13 protein-coding genes are annotated in these 14,601 nt (G+C 51.9%); 3 read left to right on the plus strand and 10 right to left on the minus strand.

Annotated features, from left to right (window positions below):
* Nucleotides 1-21: 21 nt before the first annotated feature.
* Nucleotides 22-1,041 carry an inositol 2-dehydrogenase gene (iolG, locus tag DW806_RS10720; protein ID WP_118729994.1) on the plus strand — a complete coding sequence of 340 codons (1,020 nt, stop codon included), beginning with the start codon at nt 22-24 and terminating at the stop codon, nt 1,039-1,041.
* 280 nt (nt 1,042-1,321) lie between these two features.
* On the opposite strand, the gene DW806_RS10725 is transcribed toward iolG, so the two are convergent.
* From DW806_RS10725 to DW806_RS15760, 4 genes are all read right to left on the minus strand, one after another.
* Complete coding sequence (locus tag DW806_RS10725) at nt 1,322-2,656, minus strand: MATE family efflux transporter (RefSeq protein WP_118729937.1); 1,335 nt, start codon at nt 2,654-2,656, stop codon at nt 1,322-1,324.
* Entirely contained in the window at nt 2,643-3,080 is a 438-nt protein-coding gene (locus tag DW806_RS10730) for a MarR family transcriptional regulator (protein WP_118761798.1), read from the minus strand. The genes DW806_RS10725 and DW806_RS10730 overlap by 14 nt, the downstream gene beginning before the upstream one ends.
* A 103-nt stretch (nt 3,081-3,183) precedes the next feature.
* Nucleotides 3,184-3,879 carry a DUF554 domain-containing protein gene (locus DW806_RS10735; protein ID WP_118729939.1) on the minus strand — a complete coding sequence of 232 codons (696 nt, stop codon included), beginning with the start codon at nt 3,877-3,879 and terminating at the stop codon, nt 3,184-3,186.
* A 119-nt stretch (nt 3,880-3,998) separates the two neighbouring features.
* Entirely contained in the window at nt 3,999-7,745 is a 3,747-nt protein-coding gene (locus DW806_RS15760; RefSeq protein WP_243022719.1) for an S-layer homology domain-containing protein, read from the minus strand.
* 415 nt (nt 7,746-8,160) lie between these two features.
* Between DW806_RS15760 and DW806_RS10745 the strand changes: the two genes are divergently transcribed.
* On the plus strand, nt 8,161-8,538 hold the full coding sequence (locus tag DW806_RS10745; protein WP_116705449.1) for a hypothetical protein: 378 nt from the start codon (nt 8,161-8,163) through the stop codon (nt 8,536-8,538).
* Nucleotides 8,539-8,612: 74 nt separating this feature from the next.
* Here DW806_RS10745 and DW806_RS10750 read toward each other — a convergent pair whose 3' ends face one another.
* Nucleotides 8,613-9,590, minus strand: coding sequence for a D-2-hydroxyacid dehydrogenase (locus tag DW806_RS10750; RefSeq protein ID WP_158578353.1), 978 nt, complete (start codon nt 9,588-9,590; stop codon nt 8,613-8,615).
* Between the two features lie 114 nt (nt 9,591-9,704).
* Nucleotides 9,705-10,007: a helix-turn-helix domain-containing protein gene (locus DW806_RS10755; RefSeq protein ID WP_330423312.1), complete on the minus strand. Its 303-nt coding sequence runs from the start codon at nt 10,005-10,007 to the stop codon at nt 9,705-9,707.
* Nucleotides 10,008-10,126: 119 nt separating this feature from the next.
* Here DW806_RS10755 and DW806_RS10760 point away from each other — a divergent pair, with 119 nt between their 5' ends.
* Nucleotides 10,127-10,993, plus strand: coding sequence for a hypothetical protein (locus DW806_RS10760; protein ID WP_118729941.1), 867 nt, complete (start codon nt 10,127-10,129; stop codon nt 10,991-10,993).
* 51 nt (nt 10,994-11,044) lie between these two features.
* Here the strand turns inward: DW806_RS10760 and uraA are convergent, their stop codons facing one another.
* From uraA to rplK, 4 genes are all read right to left on the minus strand, one after another.
* Complete coding sequence (gene uraA / locus DW806_RS10765) at nt 11,045-12,307, minus strand: uracil permease (RefSeq protein ID WP_118729942.1); 1,263 nt, start codon at nt 12,305-12,307, stop codon at nt 11,045-11,047.
* Nucleotides 12,308-12,352: 45 nt separating this feature from the next.
* Nucleotides 12,353-13,195, minus strand: a complete 843-nt coding sequence (locus DW806_RS10770) for a patatin-like phospholipase family protein (RefSeq protein ID WP_118729943.1) — start codon at nt 13,193-13,195, stop codon at nt 12,353-12,355.
* Nucleotides 13,196-13,374: 179 nt separating this feature from the next.
* Nucleotides 13,375-14,070: a 50S ribosomal protein L1 gene (rplA, locus tag DW806_RS10775; RefSeq protein WP_118360867.1), complete on the minus strand. Its 696-nt coding sequence runs from the start codon at nt 14,068-14,070 to the stop codon at nt 13,375-13,377.
* Between the two features lie 98 nt (nt 14,071-14,168).
* Entirely contained in the window at nt 14,169-14,594 is a 426-nt protein-coding gene (gene rplK, locus DW806_RS10780; RefSeq protein ID WP_118481005.1) for a 50S ribosomal protein L11, read from the minus strand.
* Between the last annotated feature and the right edge of the window lie 7 nt (nt 14,595-14,601).

The following is a 14,601-nucleotide window of genomic DNA, read 5'->3' on the forward strand; positions in this document are numbered from 1 at the left end:
AAGGAGAGAATTCCAATGGGCATTTTGAAAATTGGCGTTGTAGGCTGCGGCCGAATCGGCAAGCTGCACATCAACAACCTGATCAACTCCGTACCGGGCGTTCAGGTAGTAGCTGCTGCTGACCCGATGCTTGACAAGTCCGGCGCACGCGAGTGGCTGGCAGAGCGCAAGATCACCAACGTTTCCACCGACTTTATGGACGTTATCAACAATCCTGAGGTAGACGTAGTATTCGTTTGCTCCTCCACTGATACGCACTGCGATGTTTCCATGGCAGCAGTTCAGGCTGGCAAGCACGTATTCTGCGAGAAGCCGATCGACTATGATATCGACAAGATCAAGAAGCTGCTCGCACTCGTTGAGGAGAAGGGCGTTAAGTTCCAGGTAGGCTTCAACCGCCGCTTCGACCACAACCACAAGGCAGTTGCAGACGCAGTTAAGGACGGCACGATCGGCGATCCGCATATCGTTATCGTTTCCTCCCGTGACCCGGAGCCGCCCCCGGCTTCCTACGTTGCAGTTTCCGGCGGTATCTTCTACGATATGATGATCCACGACTTCGATATGGTTCGCTACGTAACCGGTTCCGAGGCTGTTGAGATCTCCGCTGTTGGTTCCTGCCTCGTTAACCCGAACCTGCAGGAAGAGTCCGGTATTCCGGATGTTGACACCGCTGTTGTTACCATGAAGATGGCTAACGGCTGCATCGCTGTTATCAACAACTCCCGTCAGGCAGTTTACGGCTACGACCAGCGCGTAGAGGCGTTCGGCTCTAAGGGCATGGCTTCCGATGCCAACGACCTGCTGAACACCACCACCGTACTGACCAAGGACGGCGCTCACTCCGAGAAGCCGCTGTGGTTCTTCCTCGAGCGTTACAACCAGGCATTCATCAACCAGGTTATCTCCTTCGTTGATGCAATCAACAACGATACCCCGACTGCTGTCGGCGCTATCGACGGCCTGCGTCCGGTTCTCATGGCTAAGGCTGCTACCGAGTCCTGCCAGGCTGGCGGCGTGTTCGTCAAGGTCGGCGAGTAATTCTTCTTAGAATTTCTTTCTCCTCTCTCTATTCTAAATTAGAAAAGCAGCTCCAAATGCTTTTCATTCCCTCGAATACAACAGCAAGGCATTTTTTGAAGTGACCTCTAAAAGTCAGTCAAAAATTGTTCAAGCGACCGAAAGGGCTTGCTGCCTGTGAATTACAGGCGGCAGGCCCTTTCGCTTTGCCTTTACTCTACACCTTCATCCTATATACAATTCGTTATATTTTATCTGTATATAACAAAAGAGTGCTGTTCCCTCAACAGCACTCTTTCCCTTAATACTGATACTTTTTCTGTCCCTTGACGAGAAAAAACACCGAAACCATCACGCCGAGCGCCTCTGCTATCGGAACAGCCAGCCAGATGCCGGTTTCCTGCAAAATCAGCGGCAGGAGCAGCAGCATCGCCACGAGGAACACAAGCGTGCGCGAAAACGAGATGATTGCAGACACGAGACCATCCGAGAGCGCGGTAAACAGCGAGGACGCGAAAATACTCGTGCCCATGAGCAGGAAGCTGACCGCATAAATCGGAAAGCCGTGCATGGCAATCTCATACACACTGCTGCCGCGCGGCGTAAACAGGGTCAGCGCCGGCTCGAGCGTCAGCCACGAGAGCAAATATGTGCCGAGCGAGCACGCCAGCACGAACGTTATGCAGATGCGGAAGATATGCCTCAGCTGCGGGATATTTTTCTCGCCGAATTTATAGCTGATAACCGGTGCAACGCCCATCGAAAAGCCGAAATACACCGCCGTAAACACAAACTGGAAGTACATTGCAATCGTGATGGCGGCTACGCCGTCCTCGCCGCGGTAGCGCATGAACAGCGTATTGAACACGAATGTGGTGATGGCGTTCGCAATGTTGCTGACCATCTCGGACGAGCCATTGCCGCACGCGGCAAGCAGAGTCTGTCCGTCGAATTTGAAGGGCACAAAGTACAAGCTCCCGGTGCGGTTTTTGGTGAAATACACCAAACCAACGATGGACGGCACGCAATAGCCGAGGCAGGTGGCAATCGCCGCACCGGCAACGCCCATGTTCATCGGGCCCATGAACAGCCAGTCAAGCACCACGTTTGTAATGCCGCCGCCCACCGAGGTCAGAAGACCCAAGCCCGGCTTGCCTGCGGTGACGAACAATGTCTGGAAGGCAGTCTGCAGAAACAGCATGGGTGCAAACACCAGCTGAATGCGTGTGTAAATACGGCAGTCTGCCCACTGCAGCTCACTCGTGCCAAGCAGACGCAGGATGGGGTTCAGAAACAGATTGCCAAACACGGCGAAAATCAGACCGATACCCAGCGCAACTGCAATCAGCATGGTGAAGTTGCGGCGCGCCTCGTCTGTGCGTCCCTCTCCCTGCCGTCGGGCGATAATAGCGCTGCCGCCCGTGCCGAGCATAATGCCGGTAGCCATCTGCAGGCAGTTGAGCGGATACGACATATTGATTGCGGAAAGCGCGGTTGTGCCGGCAAACCGCGAAATAAACATGCCGTCCACGATGGTGTACATCGACAGCAGCAGCATCATTGCAATGTTCGGCAGTGCGAATCGGAGCAGCGATGCGGCGTTGAATTTGCGCGCAAGCGCGTTATTCTGCTCCATTGCGAATCTCCTTTTCAAAAGAATCGGTAAATTTTCGGGTCATTTCCACCATCATGGCGAACTGCTCAGCGCCCATGGCAGCGGCGGCGCGTTCCTCTGCGCGATACAGACCGCCCAGCTTATCCGCTGTGTAGCGTTTGCCGGATTCGGTCAAGCGCAGCGGCTTTTCCTTGCGGCCGGATACGCTCACCTTTTCCAGATAACCGGCCTGCTCCAGCTCCTGCACCACCGTATGAATTGTCTGCTTGGGCAGCAGACACATCTGCGCGATTCCTCCTTGTGTCATCTCTGAAAACTGATCTAACATATACAGCACCGTTACTGTACTGGGTTTCATGCCGCTGTGCTTCGCCCAGATGTCGTACAGCTCATCCTGTCGAAAAATACATGCGCACAAGTCGTTCATTTGTCTGCGAAAATCCATAATGCACCTCAATAGTCCTAAATCGTACCACTTCATTATAGTATGATTTAGGACTATTGTCAAGTAAAAGAAAAGCAGACCCGTAAAAGAGTCTGCTTCAAATTTATCCCATCAGCATGGTCCAGAGTGCGCTGAACGGCATGACGAGTATCAGCGCGGGCATGAGATCGACCAGCAGCACGGATTTGATCTTGGAGACACGAAAACCGGCCGACATAGTCAGCACGCCGCCGCACGCGGACAAATCCGCGAACATTTCCGGTGTGAGCACACCGGACAGCAGTCGCCCTGCGATAAACACGCACAGGAGAATCACGCACTGCGGCAGCGGGATAGCGCAGATGGCCTTGCCGAGCGTGGACGCGAAGATCATCGCAGTGAACAAGTCCAGCACGGACTTTGCAAACAGCAGATTCGGATCGCCCGCGATGCCCTCGGTCAGCGTGCTGTACCAGCCAAAACCAGAGCAGCAGAACAGCGCGACCGCCGTGATGTAAAACTCCATATCAATATTATCCCCGCCGAGGTGCATGGTTTTGACCAGCCGATGAAAAAACCGGCTTGCCCAATCCTCAAGGTGCAGCAGGTGCCCGATGGTAAACCCCACCAGAATCGCCAGCACGACCGCTGTCATGCTGACCGCTTTGATAATGGAATTGATACCGATAGCGATCGAACACATGCCGAACAGCGTCGGCAGGTGCTCTTTCAGGCTCTTCGGCAGGACGTGTCCCAGTGCGGAACCGATCACGCCGCCGGCCAGCACCGAGATACAGTTGACAATTACTCCGATTGGCATAGGATTTCCTTCTTTCTCTTTCCCCTTCTCCTCTGTTTTCCATTTTACCGTAGAAAAGCGTCTTTGGCAAGCAAAAGGAAACCGCACAGCCGAAGCTGTGCGGTTTAGGAAGGTTTTGCTTACTTTACGTTCTCACAGAAACGCATGAGCATTGCCGCTACCTCAGCGCGGGTAGCATTGCCCTTCGGGTCCAGCTTATTGCCGGACTTGCCGGTAACAACGCCAACCGCATTCGCCCACTGGAGCGCCGGAACAGCATAGCTGCTTACGCTCTGCGCGTCCGTGTAGCCGTCGAGGCTCTTCGCGCCGGAAACGTCGTACTTCTTGTACTGCGCGTAGCGGTACAGGATAGCCGCAAGCTGCTCGCGGGTAACCTTGTCATTCGGGCCGAACTTGCCGCTGCCGTAGCCGGAAACGATGCCGTTAGCATTCGCCCAGGCAACCGCATTTGCGTAGTACGCGCCGGAAGCCACATCCGTGAAGGAAGCCGCCGAGGTGCTCGGCTGGTTCTCCAGGCGGTACAGCACGGTAACGACCATGCCGCGGGTGGTGTTCGCCTTCGGGGAGAAGGTGTTGTCGGCGGTGCCGTTCATCATGCCCTTGCCGGTTACATAATCAACCGCGGAAGCGAACCAGTCGTTCGCGGAAACGTCGTTAAACTTGGTCTTGGACGGGGTTTCGGTGGCCTTAACATAGCTTACGCCAACCTTCACTGCGGAAGCAGGCATGGTGAAGGTGTAAACCGTGTCGCTCTTCTTAACGGTGGAGACCGTCTTGCCGGAGCCGTCGGTAACGGTCAGCTTGTCCAGCTTGTAGCCCTTGTCCGGGGACAGGGTAATGGTGATGGTCGCGCCCTTTTCCGCGTTGGACGGAGAAGCGTTTACGCCGCCGTTGTTGACCGCCGAGGTGGTTACCTTGTAGGTCGTCTTGCCGGAGGAGCTGCCGCCGGAGGAACCGCCGGAGGACGGCTTGGTGTAGGTGAACGTTTCGGTTTCGCCATCGCCAAACTTCTTATCCGTGCCGTTGAACTTAACAGTAACATCAGCACCGGTTTCATTCTTGACCTTAACAGACTTGGTAGCGGTGAAAGTCAGGTCGTGAGAAGCACCATTCTTTACAACGATAGTATCACCGCTGTTAGCTGCATTTGCAGCCTCCTGCAAGGACGGGTAAGCGGTGGTGCCAACGTAAGCAGCAACCGCAGAAATCGTGAATGGGCTGAAACCGTTGGTTTCAAACGTTACCATCTTGGTGGCGCTGTTCGTAGCAGTTACCGTACCGGTATAATACTCAACACCGGAGGACTTCTGGTGCTTAATGCTCAGCTTGTTGTCAGACGGTACAACAAAGTCGTTCGGCAAATGCAAAGTAACTTCATACTTGCCAGTCAGAGTCAGCGGCTTTTCGCCTACGATCTGAACTGCATTGACAGCCTTGGACGTGTCCTTGTCAACATCAACGTTGTAGTTGGTCTCGGTGCTCGGTGCTGCGATAACGCGATACATCGGGGTCAGTTCAACAGTCAGCTCCGTAAAGTTGCTGTTTTCTTTCGTCGCATCCTTTACTTCAACATCAATGTAGGTCTGATAAACAATCTTGACATTGTCATCAGCAACAGTACTACCGATTGCATCACTCAGCTTTTTAGCAACAGTCTTGTCGCCATCTACCTTGGTAGTAGCTTCAATCGTGTTCTTGTTTGCTTCGTTCTTGGTAGCAGCCTTGATTGCTTCATTCTGAGCCATCGTTGCGCCGCCGATGTCCTTAGCGGCATCCTTAGCGGCCTCAGAAGCATTCTTGTCAACCGTTGCGGCAACCGTTGCATCTGCAACTTCTGCGGGCTTGGTGTCCGCAATCTTCTCGCCAACAGTCCACGGGTAAGTGCTGTCACCGCTGGAAACGCCGGTCTTGCCGGTTACGCAGTAAGCGGACGGGTCAACGGTGAAGTAACCGCCGGAAATCGACACGCTAGTACCATTACCTACTTTAAGTGCACCATTGATTTTACCACCCACAATAGTAGTAGAAGCCCAGTTTTTCAGGCTATCTGCACTTTTGTTAAGGTATTCGACATCATAGTTAGACAGGCGAATTGCTGCCTTTGTACCAGAAATTACACCATCAGAGATTTTTTCAACTGTGCCATTAGACTTATATTCATCAGAACTAAAATTCCAAATACCCAGACTACCTGCTGTGATAGTGCCACCGCAAATTTCGCCAATAGTACCCCAGTTCTGGATGCAAGATTCATCTGTGGAAGAGAATACACCACCGCTAATCTTGTTTACAGTACCCTCGTTCTTAAAAGCAATAAAATGGTCCTGAGTAAACGTACCACCCGAAATTTCATCAATCGTACCACAGTTGCTGAACAGGGACGAAAAATGACCCAGAGCCAAGAATTCGCCATTAGAAATCTTAGAAATGGTCGCACCCTCAGCATTGTAGACTACATACCAGCTATTACCATTAGCGCTTTCGCTGTCTGTGCTATTATCTACGCTTCGCGTAAACTTACCACCTTTGATTTCGGTAATAGTACCATTATTATAGAGTGCTGCGCGCTGGTGGCTTACATTATCTACGACACCACCGCCAACACTATCCATAATTGTCAGTGTACCATTATTGGTAATGGTATGCTTACGAGCATCATTCGCAACCTTGCTATCCTGTGCAGTTGTGCTGTTTACAATCTTCTTGCCATTCAGGTCGAGAGTAATGGTCTTGTCAGCCGGAATAACAACATCTTCAACTGTGTTTTTCAGCAGAGTTACAGTATTATTGTCAGCCGCCGAAACAGCCTCAGCCAGCGTCTTATAATAGGTACCGCCAACCTCAGCTACCGCATTGGTTTCACCCAGTTGCTCAACAGTGCCGTTATTCTGAACGTAACCCTCTGCAACATATGCAGAAACATCAGAGGAGAATGTACCGCCGGTAACTTTAACTCGATTGCCTGCGTCTGATGTCTGCTTTATAACAGTAACCGCAGCAACATCAGACTTAAATTTGCCGTCTTCAACTACAATCTGAGAATCGTCGTTCATCCCTGGATAGCCAGCAGTGCTGTCAAATACCAACGCAGAGCACGGAACTGTTCCCTTGTAATCACCAACCATGCCAGTAATATTTCCAGTAGTGTTAAACTCGCCACCCTTAACAGTTACCATACCGCCACGAGCAACAATACCTGCACCATTTTCAATATTAAAGGTGCCGTTATTAACGGTAATATCGTCTTTCCACGGTGCATAAATACCGCAAGCAATATAGCCCGGACTCTGAATCTTACCATTAAAGATACCACCGTTAATGGTGATTTTGTTAGCATCACCATCTCGCTTGGAACCATTGAAAATTACAACAGCATTATCAACGCCTGTAAATACGCCATCGTTAATCGTAAGCTTTGCACCAACGGTACTCTTATCGCCACCAATGGCACCTTCTCGTCCCGTAACCTTCGCGTATTCAATGGTGGTATCAGAGCCAGCACTAATGCCAATACCGCCATTTCCATTGGAAATAATTTCACCGGTCTTTTGCGAGTCAGTCACAGTCAATGTGCCCTGGTTAATAACAGCGTCATATCTGCCACTCGGTGCTGTAACAGTATTACCGTTCAAATCCAGTGTAACTGTTTTGCCCTCTGGAATGACAATCTGACCGTTTACATCTTTCAGCAGTGTCAAAGTCTTATTATTTGCTGCTTCAATAGCATCCGCTAGCGTTTCATAATTAGTACCATCAACTTGAGCAACATATTCAGTTGTGGTTTCCGTATCCGCCGCAAATGCCACCGGTGCCATGGTCAGCACCATCATCACAGCGAGAAAAGCCGATAACAATCTTCTTTTCATGTTTATCCTCCTCAAAATTATTTTTTCCGGCAAAAGCGGTGCCGTTTCGCCTTTCCTTCGCAAAATTTGTACTTAGGAAGGTTTTGTGTCTGAGGGCGAGCACCTCAGACACAAGGGTACCCTTGTGCCGCTTTATTGCCTACATCATACCACCGTTTTACATTTTTTGCAATGCCGTTTATCATAAAACTTTGTCGATTTTGTGTCGTTTTGGCATAATTATAACTTTTTCATTGCTTTTGCACAATTAGAATTGCCCGCATTTATACATTTTTACCACCGCCGCTTGTATTTTGCGCCCGGTTATGCTATGGTAAACGCAGTAATTTGGAACATTTGTGTTCAACCGCTTCTGAGTCCGTTTTATCGGACACCCGATATGCGATACTCAAAGCATGAAAAGGAGGCATGGCATATGAAAAAAGACGATTACGGCTTCTACGGCAAGGGACTTGACGGCTATGTGCACTACCGGCAGGGCATGCAGGAAGCGGCGCGCAATGCACCGAATGCGTCCGGCGGCCGCCGGCCTGTCTCCGCAGAGAAGAAAACAACCGAGCCTGCACCGAAATCCGACGAATCCGGTCAGATCAGCAAGTGGATCCTGCAGCATCCGCTGCATACGGCGTGCATGATCAGCTGGTTTATTGCGCTGACCTGCGTGATTATTGAAAGCCTGGGTGAACCGTCCATCCAGTTTATGACGGCAGCGGCGGTCATCTGCGTGGTTGCCCTGATTTTCCTCGGCATAGAGGTTATCAACTTTATCATCTGGTTTTTCAAAAACTGCTGAGCACCAAAAAACGAGCCGACAGCATGGCTTTCGGCTCGTTTTCTCTTTGTTGCTATACCTGCGGGAAACGCGTATCAGTATCCCTCCGACCGGTTTACGACATTTTTCAGCGGGTTTCCGGTCAAATACCGGTCCAGATTGTCCATGCAGATATGCCAGATCGTGTTCTGCACGTCCGCGCTGCCGCCGAAGCTCGGGCCTGCGATATGCGGCGTGAGCAGCACGTTCTCCATGTCCCACAGCGGACAGTCCGCTGGAAGCGGTTCGGTCTCGAACACATCGAGTGCGGCACCGCCAAGGTGGCCGTCCTGCAGAGCCGACACCAGATCGTCCGTCCCTGCCAGACTGCCGCGTCCGACATTGACCAGCACCGCGCCTGCTTTCATCGCGTGCAGACGCTCCGCAGTCAGCAGACCTGCAGTCTCGCGCGTGTTCGGCAGACAGCCGATGACGATGTCCGCCCGCGGGAGCAGAGCGTCTAACGCATCGAGCGTATGCGCCTCCTCGAAGTCTTCCGGTACAGCCGAAACCGCTGTGCGCTTCACGCCGAGCACAGCTGCGCCAAAGACCTTCAATCGGCGGGCCACATTCGCGCCGATGTCGCCCATGCCGAGTACAAGCGCGGTCTTGCCGGAAATCGTCTCCGAATGGTCGTATTTTTGCCAGATATACGCCTGTTTATTGCTCCAGTACCGTCCAAACGAGCGGTACAGCGCCACCAGACTGCCAATCGCGTACTCCGCGATGATCGTGCCGAACGCACCGGATGCATTTGCCAGCACCACGCTCCGCGGCAGATTTTCCATGCGCGTGTACTTGTCCGCGCCCGCCCAGGTCAGCTGCAGCAGACGCAGGTTTTCGGTCTGCGCCAGCTGGGCTCCACTCGGCTCGCCGAAAATAACCGCAGCCGCGCGAAGCTGCTCTGCGGTCGGGTGTTCGCCGTTCTCCGCGAACGTGAACGCGCACTGCGTGCCGAATCGGATATTTAACGTCTCGCGCATGGTCCAATCGCACTGCGCGAGCACCAAAACGGATGTTTTTTCGTTCTGCATTGTGTTTTCTCCGTTATCTGTCAGAATATTTACAATTATATAGTACGGATTTCCGGTTTTCAACAATGGGATAATAAAAAGCATCTGCATGAGCAGACACCTTTCAAATTATTTTTATAATTTCATTTCGCGGTTCTTTCTACGCAGATAGGTCGCCAGCGCATACAGAACGGCGATATCCTCCTCGTCCAGACCTGTTAAATCCAACGTCTGCGTTTTTGCAACACACAGCAGATAGTCCGTCGATACCTTGAAAATCTCGGATAATTCGATAATATACTGCGTACTCGGTACATTCAGGCCCAATTCCCACGCATTTACGCTCGACCGTGTGATGCCCAGCCGCTTTGCCAGCGCGGCCTGTGAGATGTTGTGGCTCTCCCGCAGCATTTTAATTCGTTCCCCTATAATCAGCATGCTATCACCTTATTATAGGGTATGCTAATCACGATGATATTACGATATCATTATGATATTTTTAATTGACATACATATTTCTTCCAGCTATACTAAAGAAGATAATAGGAGGACTGTACATGGTAATCTTACTAACGCTCTTAGTATGTCTGATCATAGCTCTCATACTCCGGGGAATCTATGCTGCCCTTCGTTCCATACTATCCAACAAGTGGCTTCATGACGAGGCACGACAGGATGTTGTACATCTGTTTAATCGAGACTTACCTAAATGGTTAGAAGCAGCTTATACCGCCTTATACCAACATTTGCAGACACAGGGCAGCAAATGTGACTGGAGCATAGAAATTACATGCCCCTCCCATGCTGTTATTGATCGATGCCGTATCAATTTTTCCGGTTCGCAAGGTATTATTCTGGACAGTGCCAATCAGCAATTACTCTATTATAAAACAAAGGATTTGCCGGAATTACATGCCCTTCAATGCACAAATGCCCACCCGTTAGAAGCATTTGAGTGTTTTTCTCTCCCCTACTCCGATATTCTCCAGGCACAGCTTATTACTTCAAAGCACGCCTATACGCAAATGAAAACGAAAGGCGGCATTTCTCAAGGCACCGCCGAACAGCATGCCGCCGGGCAAACGGTCTATGACAAATTAGCAATCGTTATTCAAATCAAGAATCCCAATCATCCATATATAGAATTAGACTTTTCTAATCATACCGCGGTATCTGAACTGTGGAAAAACCTTCAGACCTCCGGCATATTAGGAAATATCTTTGAAACCGAGACTAAATTCAGCATTTCATATGCAGGCTGTGATACCGATATCAAGATTCAAAAGCGTTTCTCTGCTATTCCATCGCTTCCATTTGCTCTGACGTCGATCGGACCGGCACAGTTAAATATGTTAAATCAAACCCTGCTCCATCTGGAAGCGATTGCACAAGCTGATCCGTCCGATTCCGCACCTGTTTCATGATTGTCATAATAAAAAAGCGTCTGCTCACGCAGACGCTTTTTCCATATTCACTTACGCATCATTCGACAGATGGAACTTATCGAACGCATAGAACACAAGGCTCATGATCATGCCAACGATAGCGGCGAGGGTCATACCGGAGAGCGATACATCGCCCAGCGCCAGCGTCACGCCGGACAGGCCGGTAACAAAGATAACCGAGGTCAGGATCATGTTGCGGTTCTTGCTGTAATCCACATGATTATCAACCAGAATACGCAGACCGGAGGTGCCGATCATGCCGTACAGCAGGAACGAGATACCGCCGATGACCGGACCCGGAATGGTCTGGATAAGCGCCGCCAGCGGACCAACGAACGAACAGATGATACTCAGCACAGCCGCGCCGCCGATCACGCGCACGGAGTACACCTTGGTGATTGCCATAACGCCGATGTTCTCGCCGTAGGTGGTGGTCGGCACCGAGCCGATAAAGCCGGAGATCATGGTCGAGAAGTTATCCGCGAACAGCGAACGGTGCAGACCGGGATCTTTCAGCAGATCGCGGCCGATGACCTTGCCGGTAACCAGCTGATGACCGATATGCTCGTTTGCGATAACCAGAATGACCGGAAGAATGATCAGGATGGCGTTGATGTCAAACTTCGGGGTCTGGAAATTCGGGATGGAGATAAAGCTGGTGTGCAGCGCATCAATGATGGTCTGAGTCTCGATAACACCGGTGAGCACACCCGCGATGTAGCCGCAGATAATGGCGATCAAAATCGGGATAGTCGAGAAGAAGCCGCGGAACAGCACGCTGCCGAATACCGCAACGGCCAGCGTTACAAGGAAGGTGACAACCGTTCCGGTGGTGACGCTGTCACCGACAATGCAGCCGGTAGAAGCCGCAGAGCCTGCCAGCTCAAGGCCGATCAGCGCAACGACCGGGCCCATGGCTGCGGGCGGCAGAACGACGTTGATCCAGTCCGTACCGCATTTATAGATAATGAATGCGAGCACACAGCCGCACGCACCCACGACAACAAAGCCGCCGAGTGCATACTGATAACCCCAGTTGTTGATAACGATGGTCGCCGGTGCGATAAATGCGAACGACGAGCCGAGATACGCGGGCGCCTTGCCCTTGGTGATGAGGATGAACAGCAACGTGCCGATACCGTTCATGAACAGCACAATCGCCGGGTTCATCTTGAAGATGAACGGCACGAGCACGGACGCGCCGAACATCGCAAACATATGCTGGATGGACAGCGGCACGAGCAGGCGCGGCGGCACCTTTTCCTCTACCTGAATGATTCTGTTGCTTTGCATCGTTTTTTCATTCCCCCTAAAATATTTCTCTTTTACCAAAACCCGTCAGCGGAACAGATTTTTGATCTGCTCCATCCGGGCACATGTCATATTATACCCCATTTCGTACCCCCATTCCAGCTTTTTCACGTCTTTTTCAAAGCTGTTCAGCGATTTTTCGGGCTGAAGGAGCACGGTGTCCTGCGGTTTGTTCTCCGCAAGTCGGTGACAGAAGCAGACTGTCTCGTTGTAGTGCTTGGCACGCTCAAGCAGCACCTTGGGCATTGCCGGATATTTGCGCTTCAGCCACTTTGCGGCCAGCTCCACGCCACGCGTCAGCGTCTTGCGGTAGCTTTCCGGCTGCGTGAGCACAATCAGATTGCGCTCGTTGCCGTCGTGCAGGCTGCGCAGAATCGGGATCGGGTCGGCCAGACCGCCGTCGTAATAGGTCTCGCCGTCCATCTGCACCGGCGGAAAGTAGATCGGGATGGCGCAGGTCGCTCGCAGCATCGTGCATGGACGGTCCATGCGCATGCCGTCGAGATATTCGGCTTTGCCTGTCTTTGCATTGGTGACACCGACCAGATATTTTCCCTGATATTTGTGAAATTCGTCCCAGTCAAACGGCATGAGCTGGTTCGGGATGGTGTCGAATACGAAATCCGTGCCGAAAATGGAGTGGTCGTGCAGCAGGTTGCGCGCGCCGAAATAGCGCTTGTCGCCACGATACTGCCGCAGTATGTTGATGTTGCGCTCACGCTGCCGTGAGAGATACGACGCCGCATAGGTGATGCCGGCGGACACGCCGATGACGTAATCGAACATGATGCCGTTGTCGAGCAGCGCGTCCATCACGCCGCAGGAGAATACCGGGCGGAAGGTTCCGCCCTCTAAGACTAAACCGGGCATAATTAACCTGCCTTTCTTACTATTTTTCTGAAATCAAGAGAGTTTTCGTATTTTTCGGCACACGCTGTCTGGTGCAGTAAAAATCCACGCTATTTTACAAAAAGACAGACCAACAATCGAAATCATCGGTCTGTCTTTCTGACGCTCAGCGGAAAACCGCCGAGTAAAATGCTATTGAATTAGCCGATCATCTTTGCGGTGCTTACCTTGATGCCGGGGCCCATGGTAGAAGCAACAACGCAGGAACGAACGTACTGACCCTTTGCAGCAGCCGGCTTAGCCTTGATGATAGCACCCATCAGAGCGTCGAAGTTGTCCTGCAGCTTCTCAGCGCCGAAGGAAGCCTTGCCGATCGGGCAGTGGATGATGTTGGTCTTGTCGAGACGGTACTCGATCTTACCAGCCTTGGACTCCTGAACAGCCTTGGTAACGTCCATAGATACGGTACCAGCCTTCGGGTTCGGCATCAGGCCCTTAGGACCAAGCACGCGGCCCAGACGGCCTACAACGCCCATCATGTCCGGGGTAGCGATAACTACGTCGAACTCAAAGAAGTTCTCCTTCTGGATGCGCTCCATCAGGTCCTCTGCACCAACGATGTCTGCGCCTGCAGCCAGAGCCTCGTCAGCCTTTGCGCCCTTAGCGAATACAGCAACGCGAACCTGCTTGCCGGTGCCGTGGGGCAGAACGATAGCGCCGCGAACCTGCTGGTCAGCGTGACGGGAGTCAACGCCCAGCTTTACGTGCAGCTCGATGGTCTCATCGAACTTAGCCTTCGCGGTGGAAACAACGGTGGAAAGCGCTTCAGCCGGATCGTACTGCTTGGTGCGGTCGATCGTCTTTGCGCTGTCTACATACTTTTTACCTTTATGCACAATAAATCCTCCTTAAGTGGTTAAGCGGGAACTTGAATAACCCTCCCACTGTATGCGGCAGATAGCCGCAGCTTCGTACAACAAATAAAAACCGGAGATTACTCCTCGACGGTGATACCCATCGAACGGGCGGTGCCCGCGATCATGCTCATAGCAGCTTCCAGGGAAGCAGCGTTCAGGTCGGGCATCTTGGTCTCTGCGATCTTCTGGCAGTCAGCCTTGGACAGCTTTGCAACCTTGGTCTTGTTCGGTACAGCAGAACCGGACTCGATGCCGCAAGCCTTCTTGATCAGAACCGGCGCCGGAGGCGTCTTGGTAACGAAGCTGAACGAACGGTCAGCATAAACCGTAATGATAACCGGAATGATCATGCCGGCATCGTTCTTGGTGCGCTCGTTGAATTCCTTGGTGAAAGACATGATGTTTACACCGTGCTGGCCGAGAGCCGGACCTACCGGGGGAGCCGGGGTTGCCTTGCCTGCGGGAATCTGGAGCTTAATATAACCTACTACTTTCTGTGCCATGTTGAAA

Source organism: Butyricicoccus sp. AM32-19 (genome assembly GCF_003480365.1).
Lineage (GTDB): Bacteria > Bacillota > Clostridia > Oscillospirales > Butyricicoccaceae > Agathobaculum > Agathobaculum butyriciproducens.